The organism is Acidicapsa dinghuensis (genome assembly GCF_025685685.1).
GTDB lineage: Bacteria > Acidobacteriota > Terriglobia > Terriglobales > Acidobacteriaceae > Acidicapsa > Acidicapsa dinghuensis.
Window position 1 is genome coordinate 342,764 of the sequence record NZ_JAGSYH010000002.1, and the last position, 13,950, is coordinate 356,713.

Annotated in this window: 13 protein-coding genes; 7 read left to right on the top strand and 6 right to left on the bottom strand. The window is 54.6% G+C overall.

Features of this window, described 5'->3' with window-relative positions; genetic code table 11:
- The first annotated feature begins 127 nt into the window (after window positions 1-127).
- The 4 genes from OHL22_RS04940 to OHL22_RS04955 all read left to right on the top strand — a co-directional run bounded on the left by OHL22_RS04940 (window position 128) and on the right by OHL22_RS04955 (window position 4,340).
- Window positions 128-1,081: a TIGR01777 family oxidoreductase gene (locus tag OHL22_RS04940; protein ID WP_263333863.1), complete on the top strand. Its 954-nt coding sequence runs from the start codon at window positions 128-130 to the stop codon at window positions 1,079-1,081.
- A 64-nt stretch (window positions 1,082-1,145) separates the two neighbouring features.
- Entirely contained in the window at window positions 1,146-2,279 is a 1,134-nt protein-coding gene (locus OHL22_RS04945; RefSeq protein ID WP_263333866.1) for a fibronectin type III domain-containing protein, read from the top strand.
- 49 nt (window positions 2,280-2,328) lie between these two features.
- Window positions 2,329-3,120 (top strand): fumarylacetoacetate hydrolase family protein, encoded by a 792-nt coding sequence (locus OHL22_RS04950; protein WP_263333868.1) that lies wholly within the window; start codon window positions 2,329-2,331, stop codon window positions 3,118-3,120.
- Window positions 3,121-3,344: 224 nt separating this feature from the next.
- On the top strand, window positions 3,345-4,340 hold the full coding sequence (locus OHL22_RS04955; protein ID WP_263333872.1) for a transaldolase: 996 nt from the start codon (window positions 3,345-3,347) through the stop codon (window positions 4,338-4,340).
- A 105-nt stretch (window positions 4,341-4,445) separates the two neighbouring features.
- On the opposite strand, the gene OHL22_RS04960 is transcribed toward OHL22_RS04955, so the two are convergent.
- Window positions 4,446-5,432 (bottom strand): hypothetical protein, encoded by a 987-nt coding sequence (locus OHL22_RS04960; RefSeq protein ID WP_263333874.1) that lies wholly within the window; start codon window positions 5,430-5,432, stop codon window positions 4,446-4,448.
- Window positions 5,433-5,529: 97 nt separating this feature from the next.
- Between OHL22_RS04960 and OHL22_RS04965 the strand changes: the two genes are divergently transcribed.
- Complete coding sequence (locus tag OHL22_RS04965) at window positions 5,530-6,069, top strand: hypothetical protein (protein ID WP_263333876.1); 540 nt, start codon at window positions 5,530-5,532, stop codon at window positions 6,067-6,069.
- A gap of 53 nt (window positions 6,070-6,122) precedes the next feature.
- Here the strand turns inward: OHL22_RS04965 and OHL22_RS04970 are convergent, their stop codons facing one another.
- Entirely contained in the window at window positions 6,123-6,500 is a 378-nt protein-coding gene (locus tag OHL22_RS04970) for a VOC family protein (protein ID WP_263333879.1), read from the bottom strand.
- 431 nt (window positions 6,501-6,931) lie between these two features.
- On the opposite strand from OHL22_RS04970, the gene OHL22_RS04975 reads away from it, so the two are divergent.
- Entirely contained in the window at window positions 6,932-8,599 is a 1,668-nt protein-coding gene (locus tag OHL22_RS04975) for an ankyrin repeat domain-containing protein (protein WP_263333881.1), read from the top strand.
- 5 nt (window positions 8,600-8,604) lie between these two features.
- On the opposite strand, the gene OHL22_RS04980 is transcribed toward OHL22_RS04975, so the two are convergent.
- The gene (locus OHL22_RS04980) at window positions 8,605-10,467 is read right to left on the bottom strand and encodes a TonB-dependent receptor plug domain-containing protein (protein ID WP_263333883.1); all 1,863 of its coding nucleotides are present in this window, start codon (window positions 10,465-10,467) and stop codon (window positions 8,605-8,607) included.
- Between the two features lie 142 nt (window positions 10,468-10,609).
- On the opposite strand from OHL22_RS04980, the gene OHL22_RS04985 reads away from it, so the two are divergent.
- On the top strand, window positions 10,610-11,050 hold the full coding sequence (locus OHL22_RS04985; protein WP_263333886.1) for a MarR family winged helix-turn-helix transcriptional regulator: 441 nt from the start codon (window positions 10,610-10,612) through the stop codon (window positions 11,048-11,050).
- 23 nt (window positions 11,051-11,073) lie between these two features.
- Here the strand turns inward: OHL22_RS04985 and hslU are convergent, their stop codons facing one another.
- The 3 genes from hslU to hslV are packed head-to-tail and all read right to left on the bottom strand — an operon-like array spanning window position 11,074 to window position 13,700.
- Entirely contained in the window at window positions 11,074-12,579 is a 1,506-nt protein-coding gene (gene hslU, locus OHL22_RS04990) for an ATP-dependent protease ATPase subunit HslU (RefSeq protein ID WP_263333888.1), read from the bottom strand.
- A 23-nt stretch (window positions 12,580-12,602) separates the two neighbouring features.
- Window positions 12,603-13,016: a DUF3052 domain-containing protein gene (locus tag OHL22_RS04995; RefSeq protein WP_263333890.1), complete on the bottom strand. Its 414-nt coding sequence runs from the start codon at window positions 13,014-13,016 to the stop codon at window positions 12,603-12,605.
- Between the two features lie 24 nt (window positions 13,017-13,040).
- Entirely contained in the window at window positions 13,041-13,700 is a 660-nt protein-coding gene (gene hslV / locus OHL22_RS05000; protein WP_449489625.1) for an ATP-dependent protease subunit HslV, read from the bottom strand.
- Window positions 13,701-13,950 lie beyond the last annotated feature (250 nt).

Here is a 13,950-nt window from a genome sequence, read left to right on the forward strand (position 1 = left end):
CCGTACATTCCTATGCAGCAGTGGATGCAATAAATCCTGAAAATGTTGTTCAGATCAAAACTTTTTCCTACAGGACGGAACAGTAAATGTCAAATCCCGCATCTACAATCGAGAAGACAAAATACCCATGAATGAATTCGATGCACGTAAGATCGAGCCTTCACCATATTCACTCGAGACGCATAGCCCGATTTTGCTCAGTGGCGGATCTGGCATGCTGGGTTCTTCCATAGCCCGCGCCATCGAATCACAGGGAATCGGCCTTCTGAGATTGACGCGAAAACGAAAAACTGACGCCAACTCCATCCAATGGTCCCCCGACAAATCTGAAATCGAAGCCCCTGAGCGCCTGAATGGCATCGGCGCGGCAATTCACTTATCCGGAGCAAACATCTCAGACCACAGGTGGACCAGCGCCTATAAACGCGAAATCTGGGAAAGCCGGGTGCGCAGCACCCACGTCCTCTCTGAAACACTGGCGCGCCTCAAGCATCCTCCCGAAGTTTTGATCGCCGCATCGGCCATCGGCTTTTACGGCAACCGCGGAGACGAAATCCTCGATGAAAACTCCCCGTCTGGACAAGGCTTTTTCCCCGACTTGTGCGCAGCATGGGAATCCGCTACGCAGCCGGCCATTGATGCTGAAATCCGCGTCGTGCACCTGCGAACCGGAATCGTCCTGGCGCGAGAAGCCGGTGCCCTGCAAAAAATGCTTCGCGTCTTTCGGCTTGGTCTTGGCGGCCCACTCGGTAATGGCCGTCAGTGGATGAGCTGGATAACCGAATCAGACCTCGTATCGGCGGTACTCTTTCTCCTGAAAAGATCTGCTCTCTCAGGCCCAGTCAATATCGTTGCTCCCAATCCCGTCACCAATGCGGAATTCACTAAGCAATTGGCGCTTACCCTGCATCGGCCTGCGTTTATGTCAGCTCCAGCCTTGGGGTTGCGCATAGCCTTCGGACAAATGGCGGATGAGGCGCTGCTGGCAAGCGCGAGGGTGTCTCCCACAAAACTCCTTAATGCTGATTTCCATTTCCAGTTGCCGACTCTCGATCGAGCCTTAGCTACGCTGCTCCAGTAGCAAAAACGTCCCTCCGACAAAAGTCGGTCAGACAAAGTCCGTTAGACTGAAACGGATGTCCACTGTGCTGAGACGAAAACGGGGTGACCGCTGTTGCGTCGCTCCGATCATCCTGACAGCTTGCATAGTCTGTGCAGGCTTCCTGCTCAGTGGCTGTGGAACTCCCGCCGCTCCGCAACCTCCTTCCCTGAAGCTGCCCGAGCCAGTCAGCAACCTGACTGCGGTGCGAGCCGGCAATGATGTCACTCTGCACTGGACCATGCCACGCAAAACGACAGACCACCTTTTTATTCAGGGTCCTGTCACGATATCCATTTGCCGCCGGGAATCTGCCGCGCAGGCATGCACTCCGGTAGGCCATGCGTCAGATTCCCCGCGTGCCGAGACAGAATTTCACGATCCTTTGCCAGCCGCTCTTTCCCAAGGATCTCCGCGGGAACTGGTCTACTTCGTCGAACTTCTCAGTCCGAAAGGTAAGTCTGCAGGCCCATCCAATGCAGCGATCGTTCTTGCTGGTCAGGCACCCGGGCCGATATCAGGTCTTTCCGCTCAAGTAAGAGCCAACGGTGTGGCATTCCATTGGGAAAACGGAGACGAAGCCGATCATCTTACAGATGTACGCCTTCATCGCAAACTATTGACAGTTAGCAAGGTCAAAGAGAGGCCCCAAAGCGGCATCACTCAAACGGAACAGGAGCCCGTGCTACGTGACCTGCTCTCTCCACCTTCCGATCCAGGCCAGCAAACAGGCGCTCTCGATACATCCGCACATTTCGGCGAAAGCTATGAATACACGGCTCAACGCGTTGTTCAGGTTACACTCGATGAGCCGCATGGCAAACAGACCTTTGAGTTGGACGGTCCAATTTCTGCACCGATCAAGGTAGACGTAATCGACACTTTTCCGCCTGCGGTTCCTCAGGAACTTGTCGCAGTCTACGCGCCAGAGCAACATGCCATCGATCTTTCATGGCAGCCGGATACTGAACCAGACCTTGCGGGCTACATCGTATACCGGTCCACCGGCGATAGTGATTGGGTGCGCGTCTCCGGCCCTGCTCCGGTCATCGGGCCAGCATACCGTGATTTGACTGCAGAGAAAGGCCATATATATCGCTACGCTGTCAGCGCCATCGACCTAATCGGCCATGAAAGCAAGCGTTCTGCGGAAGCCAAAGAATCTACGCCCGCAGAATAACCAGGATCTCAATCTGCAAACTTAACAAACAGAAGAAGTTGGAGTAGAGATGAAATACTGCCGGTTTCTCACCCAGGATGGCCCCAAATGGGGATTAGTAACGCAAGAGAATGGTGAAGATTCGATCGTTGAATTCGCCGAATCTCCTTGGCAATCAGCCAATCCCGAAACACTTGCGCTGCCGCCTGTTCGCCTCGGCGAAGTCACACTGCTCGCTCCCGTATCCCCTTCCAAGATCGTATGCGTCGGTCGCAACTATCGTGACCACGCAAAGGAGCTGGGCAACGAAGTTCCGACCGAACCGCTACTCTTCTTCAAGCCTCCCTCATCCCTGCTCGCGCCCAGCGCTCCGATCGTGCTCCCATCCATTTCTCGGCGAGTTGATTTCGAGGGTGAGCTGGCGCTCATCATCGGCAAACGCGTCCGCAAGTTCTGTCGCAGCCAAGATGTCCGCCCTTACATTCATGGGCTTACGCTCGCGAACGACGTAACCGCCCGCGACCTGCAAAAGAAGGAGAGCCAATGGACACGCGGCAAGGGATTCGACACATTTTGTCCGGTCGGCCCATTCGTAGAAACAGGACTGGATCCACTCGCCCCACTTACCATCAATACGCACGTAAATGGAGAGCTACGCCAGCAGGGCAGAACGAGAGACTTCATCTTCACGCTGCCCGAACTTCTCGAATACATCACCGCCGCCATGACGCTGGAGCCCGGTGACCTGCTCCTGACCGGAACACCCGCCGGAGTTGGCCCACTCGCGGCTGGAGACGTAGTAGAGGTGAGCATTCCTGAAATCGGAACGCTCTCCAATCCGGTACAGCCAGACATCGGTTAAGCCGGATTGGCTAAGCCGATCAGCATATCCGGCTCACATCCGATTTCGGGACGCGATAACTCCATCGCCCAAATCACGAGAGTTTATGCCACCAGATTCTGTGCCGGGGCATCCAAACAGGGGTAAACTTTGAGGCGAGGACTTCCCGTTCCGGCGCTCAAACGCACTGATTTGCTTTCACCGCCAAGCGCGAAACAAGCCGATTCCACCCGCTGGAGGATTTTGTGTCGAAGAATTTACTAGAGCAACTACGTGAAATGACAGTGGTCGTAGCCGACACTGGCGATATGGAGGCGATGGAAGAATTTCGCCCTCAGGATGCAACGACCAACCCTTCCCTCATCACCGCCGCAGCCCAGATGCCTCAGTACCAAGCCATCGTAGATGGCGTATTGCAGGATGCACGCAAAGAGCTCGGAGACAATTCAGACGAGAAAGCTATTGCTAATCTCGCCTTCAAGCGTCTCGCCGTCGCCTTTGGCAGAAAGATTCTGGACATCGTGCCAGGTCGCGTTTCTACCGAAGTCGATGCGCGTCTCTCCTATGACACCGAGAAGACCATCGCCATGGCCCGCGAGATTATAGGCCAGTACGAACAAGCAGGCGTCAGCCGCAAGCGCATCCTGATCAAGATCGCCTCGACCTGGGAAGGTATCCGAGCCGCGGAAGTGCTTGAGAAGGAAGGCATTCACTGCAATCTGACGCTGCTCTTCGGCTTGCATCAGGCCATCGCAGCCGCAGATGCTGGCGTTACCCTTATCTCACCGTTCGTTGGCCGTATTCTCGACTGGTACAAGAAAGACACCGGCAAGGACTATGTCGGCGCAGACGACCCCGGCGTCAAGTCCGTCACCACCATCTTCAACTACTATAAGAAATTCGGCTATAAGACGGTCGTCATGGGTGCCAGCTTTCGCAACATTGGTGAAATCAAGGAACTCGCGGGCTCTGACCTGCTGACCATCTCGCCACACCTGCTCGGCGAGCTCGCAGCCGCCCAAGGAGACCTGCCTCGCAAGCTCGATCCAGAAAAAGCCAAGGCAATGGATATTCAGAGAATCGTTGTCGATCACGAAACCTTCATCAAGATGCACGCCGATGACCGCATGGCGACCGACAAGCTCAAAGAAGGCATCGAAGGCTTCTCGCAGGCTCTCGAAAAACTTGAAGACCTGCTGGCAAAGCGCCTCGTCGAGCTGGAAGGTGTAGCTGCCAGCTAATTCTATGTGACCAGGCATGAATAGAAAGGCGGCCTTTCGAGGTCGCCTTTTATTTTGTCCGATGATTCGATGCTGTCAGCAGCAGAGCATGCATGCCCCGCATATTCATGAAGCGGAGCCGATTTGATCGAGAATCATCGCCTCTATCTGCTTCCACACTGCCGGATCGTTCTCAATCTCTATATGGCGGCGCATAAAGACCTTTGCGTACCACGGGAATCCTTTACACGAAACCGAGCGGTTCTTGTAGCTCGACCGGAAATTGCCAAATATCGATGTTTTCTCAGGATCTGCGGGAACGATACGGCTCCTGCCGCGAAGCAATCCATCACTCTGGTAGAAGTTCACGGCGCTGCGAACATTCGATGGAATGACGCTATCGTTCTGGCCGGGTTTGCGAACACTATCAACCTGAATTGTAAGCAACACAGGAATACCAAGCTGATTCAGCCGCCGCGCGAACGTGATCGCTTGGGAAGCTCCCCAGCTATGCCCATAAAGCACAATACGCGCCCGCATCTTCTCCTCATCACTGAGAGCGCCATCATGATCGCGGTCCAACCTCTCCAGAACTCCTCGAAGCGCACGCTCACCATCTCGATTGGAAAAGATAAAGGAATCCAAAGAGGCTCCATAGCTCTCTTGCAAAGCCTGACTGAACTGAACCTCGCCATGAACTCCGTTGTCTGCTCTCACACGCCCACCAACAAAACCAACAACGATTAACTTGGAGCGGAGTTCGACACGTGAGGTGACTGCACTCGAACTTCCAGCAGACTCCGCATCGTCAAGTTTGACTTTTTCAGTTGCCGAAGAACGAACGTTACTGCCATTGACGATTTGGGCCGCAAGCCAAGTTGTTGGAATCGCAAGCATGACAAATGCTATCGCAGACAACAGTATTTCCTCCGTACGCCTTCGCACGTTTCGTAATGCAACGGTGGAATCTGCCAAAGCCATCACGCCTGAAGAATCTGTTCGCACGCATGAACCTTTAGTGTCAATAATTTTGCGCTTCGTGTGATTGCAATTGCGAATCTCTCCGATAAATTCAGTGTTAACACAAGGTAAATCTGCTGCGGCGGGTTTCAACAAATTCCTTGGAACGCGGCGCGGCACTCATTTTGTGTGTGAAACGGGTGGCTCTCGCGCTTGCGATCCGGCCGGCGCCAGGCCAAAGGAGGCGTGTATGCAGGCTCAAACTCATCCGCTTGAACCGTTCTTCCAGCAGATGGTTCGTAACAGCTACACCGGCAGACTCGGTATCCATGACAACGTCATCACTGAATACGTAGCCCGCTTGCTCTGCGAGTTCAGCGAATCAGACAAGCTCTATAAAGTCCGCGATGAACAAGGCCATCCGATTCTTTCTCTCGACGACATGGTGCAAGCCTCCGATCCTGTCAACGGCACCGCAAACTCCTTTGATCAGGAACGAGCAGTGCGCAAATATATAGGCGACTACGCGCTGTTTGTTTCGGGCATGTATCCAGAGTCCACGGACCCATGGCGCCGTCGGCATGGCCGGCAGAACTTTGAGGATCTGGTGCGAGTCGGCAAAGAGAGTTACTACATCGTGAGCCAGTTCGATCTGGAAGAATACGCCGACGAAGCACCATTATTCCGTCGTCTCTCCGGATGGTTCGACCGCTGCGTCTACGGGCTGCGATTGGTGCGCGACGAACTCACACAGAACAAGCCCGCATGCCTGCCCTCACGAGTCAATTGAACAAAAAGCGAGGCGCAGTCGCTGCGCAAACTGCGCCTCGCTATCCATCTCAGTTACTCCGACCACACAGCAAGCTGATTCCCAGCACCATCATTGAAGTGGAAACGCCGACCGCCGGGAAACGAAAATATCGGCACCGCAATTGTTCCTCCCGCAGCCCGAACCGCATCTTCAACAGCGCTCAGATCGCTCGCATACAACACCACAAGCGGACCATCCGTACGCCCAGCACCCTGAATCGAACCAGTCCGGAACCCACCGTCAATCCCTGCCTCCGGCGCGCTGAAACTCGCATAGTCCGGCCCATAGTCTTGAAAACTCCACCCAAAGACCTTTGAATAAAACTCTTTGCTGCGAGCCACATTCGTCGTCGTGAACTCGATGTAATTAATCTTTCGGTCCTTCTCTGCGTTGTTTGAAGACGTGCTCATACCCTGCTCTCCTTTTTCATTTGCAATTGTCATCGTCAGGGAAAGGCGAGCCGTGCGAAACGGTGACGAAGCGCAGGCACACCTTTCCGGTGTGCTCCTGATGCGCCTCCGTCCACACGCTCTCAAGAGCAGGAGAGTGCAGGTAGAGCCCGCTGATTAGGTCCAACCGCAGGGCTGCCGAGGAACACTTCAACTCTAGCCTCGAATTGCCCCGAATTGCAAGCCTCCTTACTCGCGTGAACTCTCGCACGCTTTAGGACTTATGAGAACTCTTGACTTCGGCCATCATCGCAATTAGCGTTTGTGCAGCGCACAGGGCGCATCCAGTCCGCGGAAAGGGCTAAGCCCGCCTGTCATGTCTCCGGTTTTTCCATCCAAGATCTTCTTTCAGCCTGTAGGCGGATACGGGCGCATCTTGAAAGGAGATTTCCATGAAAAAGCAACTACCTGTCCGCCCCAATCTTGAACAACTGAAAAAGCAAGCAAAAGCCTACCTCGCTGAGGTCAAAGTAGGCGCAGCCGATGCAATCAACCGCCTGCTGGAGCACCACCCGCAGGGTCAAGGCTTCGCAAAAACACCAACGCCTTACCAGTTCACTCTCGCCGATGCTCAACTTGTCGTAGCATGCGAATATGGATTTGCATCATGGCCGAAGCTTCGCGCCCATGTTCTTCAACCAGAGAGTGGTGCCTCAGTACAAGCCGCTGCGGAGATCCGTGAAGCCGCAGGCCAAGGTGATTTACCTCGCCTTGAAACACTGCTCCAGGCACACCCTGAGCTCATCAACGAAGTCGGAGGCTCTGGAGTCCGCACCGCCCTTCATCAGGCGGTCTTCGGCAATAAGCCCGAAGCAGTAGAGTTACTGCTCAACCACGGAGCCAACCCTAACATTCGCTGTGAAGGCGACAACGCCTACCCATTGCATTTCGCGGTGGAAAAGAATCACTTTCCAATCGTCAAGCTGCTCATCGAGCATGGCGCCGATCCAATCGGAGAGGGTGACTACCATGAGCTCGGTGTGATCGGCTGGGCAACGGCGTGGGATTATCTTGACTCAGACAAAGAGACCGTCGACTACCTGCTTGCACACGGCGCACAACACAATATTTTTTCCGCAGTAGCAACGGGCGCAACAGAGGCCATTCAGCGCATCGTCTCTCTTTTCCCCGAACAGTTAGAGCGCCGGATGAACGGCACCAAGATGCGGCGATTCCCCCTGCATCTTGCCGTGATCAAGAAGCAGTCCTCCTCGCTGCAAGCACTCCTCGATCTCGGAGCGAATCTCGAGTCTCTCGATGAAGCTGGATTCACACCACTGGATCAGGCAGCCTTCAGCGGCGAGATAGGGGTGGCTCAAACACTCCTCAACCATGGCGCGAAGGTTCGTCTACCCGCCGCAATTGCGCTCAATCGCACCCAGGACATTCAGCGGCTCCTCATGCGCGATCCAGACACTCTGAAGCCAAATGGGCGATGGGCCACTCTTATTGTCCGTGCCGCAGAGTCCGCGAATGGAAGTGTCATAGAGCAGCTAATTCGTTATGGTGCCGATGTCAATGTCAGCGATAACCCAACTACTTCCATCGATTCCACTTGGGGTTATACCCCGTTGCATGCAGCGGCATTTCGCGGCAACATGAGCGCCGTCGAAACTCTCATCCAACACGGAGCCGATGTTCAGCGCCGCGAGACAAAGTGGCACGGTACACCCGCCGGATGGGCAAACTACGCCGGTCATACAGCAGTTCGCGATCGCATTCTGCTAGAGCCGGTAAGCATCATTGATGCCATCGAATACTCGCTCCTGCTCCGCATGGAATCGATCTCTCAAGAAGACCCTGAAGCGATTAATCGGCATTTCGAGAAATATTCCTTGTTTCCTCTCTATGCCGAAGGCTGGTTCACTCCCTTAGCCTTCGCCATCGCTCTGAACAAACTCGAAGCAGTGCGATGGCTCATGGAACACGGAGCAGACGCTTCCCTTCGTTCTCGGGAGGGAAAGTCGCTTTCCGACATCGCGAAGAGCAAAAATCTTTCCGCCATAGTTGAGCTGCTCGAAAACAAACCAGCTGGAAACGCGAAACAATTTTCTATCTGACACGCCTATGACCCGAGACGAATCGTCACCCCACCAGTAATCGAGCGTCCCGGCATGTTGACTCCATCGATCTCCTGATATCCCGTGTTGCTCAGATTTTCAAGCCGCACATACGGACTCAGCCATTTCCAATGACCGCTCTCCGGCGTTCTAGTAAACGCCACGTTCCATACCGGATACGCGTCCTGCAGGTATCGCTGCGCTATCTGCACCGATGTGTGCATCTCTAGTTGTCGTCCAAGCGCAGCATCCCATTCAAATCGTCCATTCTGCACCGGATAGTTGAAGACATACTCCGATTCAAGCCCGTGTAACGCACCCTGCGTTCCATGTAGCCCAGTCCAGGCAAAACGAACCGTCTCATTTCTCGCAACTTTCCACGTAGCCTTGGCCTCGACACCAGTAAAGCTCAACCCACTCAGATTCACCGCCTGCCACGGATCCTGCTCGGCAACGCGCACATAATCAATCGAGTCATGTTGGCGCGAATAAAAACCTGTGGTCGCAACTGACAACCTCGTTCCAGGATTCCAATCCACTCCAGCATCCCCACTCCACGCAGACTCAGGCTTGAGATTCGGATTGCCAATAGTCGTAGGGTCCGAGTAGTAAAGATCGGTGTACGTCGGAATGCGATACCCATATCCCGCACTGGCGCGCAGCTTAATGGTCGCGGCAACAAGATAGCTGCCTGCAAGATGCGGAGCAAAAACAGCCGTCGGGCCGCCCGAGAATCCCTCTTCACGCGCACCCGCCGTCAAATTCCATTTTTCCTTCGCCGGATGCAGATCCAGATCGATGTACCCCGCGGCACGGTTGCGTGCATGATCGCCTAGATTGTTACTGTGAATGCTGTCACCATCCACTTCAGCACCAATCAACAAAGTCGACGAAGAGCGGATTGTCTCGTTGTGCCTCAACGTAGCCTGCCATGAGGTGTCGATATGGTTGTTTTCATAAAGCGCTGGATCGTAGCGAACCAGGACAAATTCGTCACTATGCCGCCGATAGCCAAACGCTGCATGCGTATGTTCGCCAATCTCCTGCCGTGCAGAAGCAAACCAACCCTTCGTTCGCTCCCATGAGGGATACGTCCCATAAAAATTGTCCGCGCCAAACGAACGATCACTCACTGCAAACAACAAATCCGTAAGCCCAAGCCGTGAGCTCAACCAATCTTCATTCGAAGCGTCTTCATTGCGGTAATCCCGATCCGGCATAAAGCCGGTCGATAAATTGTGGCTCCCAGTAACGCGGCCGCTCCACCAGTGGCGTACAGCCTCAGCCAGGAGTGATTCTTCGTTCAGTCCAAAACTTCCCGCCCCGGTACTGATTTCAACCCGACCAGAACTCGGCGCAGCAGTCAGAAAATCAACAACTCCGGCCAGCGCATCCGCTCCATGCAGCGTCGAGCCAGCGCCATGCAGCACCTCGATCGACTGCATCGCTTCAAGCGGCACCGGTAAATCGAGATTATGATGCGATGTCTGGCTATCATTGATGCGAAAGCCATTCAGTAACACCAGCGTTTGCTCAAAACTTCCGCCGCGCAGCGTTACATCTGCCTGCGCGCCGCCCGCGCCACGCTGCTCCAGAAAGATAGAGGTATCACTACGCAGCACATCGACCGGCGTAGGCTCTAAACCGGTAAGATTTTCTAGTGGCAATACTGTAACAGCACGCGGCGACTCCGCCAGAGGGATCGCCGTTGCCGACCCCAGCACCACCATTGTCTGCTCTGCATGCAGACTGCTTTGCGCAGGCTGCGCATCTTCTTGCGTCTGTTGTTGTGCATACGCACAACTTCCAACCAGACAAGGTACAAGAAAGAAAGCGAAAGAAATAAATTGCTTGCGATAATCCGTCATTCTTCTGCCATCCTGAAAGCAACGTAAGAAAATCGCAAGCTTGATTTGATGCTGTTCTGTATAGTTGAGTAGTTCAACTATTTTAAACAAAACCACATTACGTCGAACCACTAATCTCTATCGAACTCGCGAGCTGAACTCCATGCGCATTGACACTTTTCTCGAACAAAGCCCCATCTTCGCGGTCAATAGAGCCGCTCGTCGCTTCGATTCGCTGACCGCATCGCTGCTCGCACACGATGGTCTTAGCTTTCTTGAGGGGATGATCCTGGCAGCGTTGTTCTTTGAAGCGCCGCAACAGGTCAAGCCGTCGCTACTAGCAGAGACATTGGGCACCACGCGCGGCAACATCAGCCACTGCGTATCATCACTCGAAAGCAAAGGCCTGATTCAACGATCCATCGATCAGTTAGACGCGAGAGCATACCAGCTCAGCCTCAAGCCAACAGGCAAGCGAACAGCGATGCGCGTCATCGGCACATTTGATAGGCTGCAGGCGCAATGCGAACAACTCGGCGGTAAATCCAGCCTGAATGAAATGCTCAAGACACTGCACAAGCTCGAAGCGCTTTACGAGCGATAAAGCCGCTCACGTCCCTGCCGAAGCTAGAGAATATAGCGGCTCAGATCCTGATCCTTCACGATGCCCGAGACCATGTGACGCACATACTCCGGATTGATAAGAAATACCTTCTCCGGTCCCGATTGCGTTTCCCGTTCAAGAAACGGCAGCGGAGCAGTCGATTCCTCTCGAACTGCCTTCGCAATTAACTCCGCCTCATCTGTATCTTTGGCGACTCTCGCCAGATCCGGCGCGAGGAAGCTGATCTCTTCGAGTACCCGCTCCATTATGGTGTGCAGACGCCGCGCGCCAATGTTTTCCGTAGTCTCATTCACGCGAAACGCAAACTCCGCCATCTCGCGTAGTGACTCCTGTGTAAACTCAAGCCTCACACCTTCCGTCTCAAGCAGCGCAGTGCATTGCTTGGTCAGCGAAGCCTTCGGTTCCGTAAGAATGCGAAGGAAATCCTCAACCGTAAGCGATTGCAACTCCACGCGAATCGGGAACCGGCCCTGCAGCTCCGGAATTAGATCGCTCGGCTTCGACACATGAAACGCGCCCGCAGCGATAAAGAGGATATAGTCAGTGCGGACCATCCCATAACGCGTGTTAACCGTGGTGCCTTCGACGATCGGCAGAATATCCCGTTGCACTCCTTCGCGTGAAACATCCGGCCCATGCCCGCCTTCGCGCCCTGCAATCTTGTCAATCTCATCCAGGAATACAATGCCGCTCGTCTCAACACGTTCTACTGCCGCGCGCGTCACCTGATCCATATCGATCAGCCGGCTCTCTTCTTCCTGCACCAGGTACTCGAACGCCTCATTGACCTTCATCTTCCGCTTCTTTGCGGCGCCGCCAAAAATATTCGGCAGCAGATCCTTGAGGCTCATATCCATGTCTTCGATATTCTGGCTTGATATGATGCCCAACTGCGGCATGTTGCGCTCACGTACATCCAGTTCCACCGTGCGGTCATCCAGCTTGCCCTCGCGGAACTGCGTGCGCAGCTTCTCGCGCGTACGCTGGTAGCTGTCTGTGCCCGGCAACGTCAGTTGCCCTTCCTGCGCGGGCTGATGGGCTTCCGGCGGAGGCGGCAGAAGCAGATCCAGCAGCCGCTCCTCGGCATTCATCTCAGCCTTGTCTTCCACCTCTTCCAGGCGCTCCTCGCGCACCATGTCGATGGCGATCTCAACCAGATCGCGGATCATCGATTCCACGTCGCGGCCGACATAACCAACCTCGGTAAACTTCGACGCCTCGACTTTGAGAAACGGCGAATCCGTCAGCTTCGCAAGCCGCCGCGCAATCTCAGTCTTGCCCACACCCGTGGGGCCAATCATGATGATGTTCTTGGGCATGATGTCGTCGGCCAGCTCTGGCGGCAGCTTCTGCCGGCGCATGCGATTACGCAGTGCAACCGCTACAGCGCGCTTTGCGGCCTTCTGGCCTACGACGTGTTTATCGAGCTCAGCAACGATCTCGCGCGGAGTCAATTCCTCCAGCGCGATATCTCGATCTTCGGCAGTTGCGGGCAGGTAAATAGCCATGTTGGTTCCGGTAAAAAGCCTTCCTATCGTGTTGCCTGGCTCCAACCCTTGCGGTGTTCTTTCCTAACTACCAGCTTCAGGCCAGACCACGTATCGTCAATCGCGCAAACTTTCACATCGACCAGCGGTGTTTTCAGCGCGTGATCGCGAATCACGTTCTCCGATAAATCCGTCTTGCGGCCCGAAGCTTTCTTGGGCCATGCGACCCAGATCATCCCGTCCGCTTTCATCCTCCGCATCCATGTGGCAAATGCAGATTCAAATTCCGTGCGCGACTCCGCAAACAGCAAAACCACATCGAGCGCTTCGGCTTGCTCTGCCACGGCCACATCTCTCAGCTCCACCGGCAATGGCGCGGGACGTCTCACCAGACCCACCCGATGCTCCGGCCGGATGCCCAGCTTTTCTAGCAGTGGTTTGCCAGAGTAACCTGCCATCGTTTCCCCGTCCACCCCGCGCGATCAGCTCTTCAGCTCCTCAATCGTAATCCGGTCATTCGTATAGATACAGATATCACCGGCTATCTTCATAGCCTTCTCTGCAATATCGCGCGCTCCAAGCTCCGTATTCTCGATCAACGCCCGTGCAGCGGCCGTGGCATAGCTGCCGCCCGAGCCGATCGCCGCAATCGCTTCATCAGGATCGATTACATCACCGGAACCGGAAATCAGAAACGTCTGAGATGTGTCGGCAACAATCAGCAGCGCTTCTAGATTACGCAGCATCTTGTCGGTGCGCCAATCGCGGGCAAGCTCCACGGCAGCACGATTCAGATTGCCTGCGTACTGCTCCAGTTTGGTTTCAAAGCGCGTGAAGAGCGTGAATGCGTCGGCAGTGGAACCGGCAAAGCCTGCAAGAATCTTGTCCTGATATAGCCTGCGGATCTTTCGTGCCGAGTGCTTCAGCACATGATCGCCTAGTGTGACCTGGCCGTCGGCTGCCATCACGACGTTACCGTTGCGGCGAACGCAGATAACAGTCGTAGACCTTATTCGCCCGCGGCGCTCGTTCTGCGCTACGGAATCACTTTGCTCCGCCAGCATAGCGGATTTATCCCTGTTCTCTGAGTTTGTCACGGAATCAATAGAGGGTGCGCTTTCGCGCTCAATGAATGAAGCCAAGAACTTTCCTTCTACTGTCGCACCCGCAGCATCTAACCTTCAAGGACGACAAGCACGTAACTCTCAGTATAGCGTACTCAGATTTGTCCCAAAGCCGCCACCGACGGCGGCAAACGAGCGTCCGGTAATGTAAAAATCACAACTTCTCTCTCTAGGCATCTTTTTATGAACTGCCTTTTCATTCCAAGCTGCGATATGCTCGGGTTGGGTGATCTCCCGGGGGAGGATCGCTTTTCGTCCGCCGGCTGCG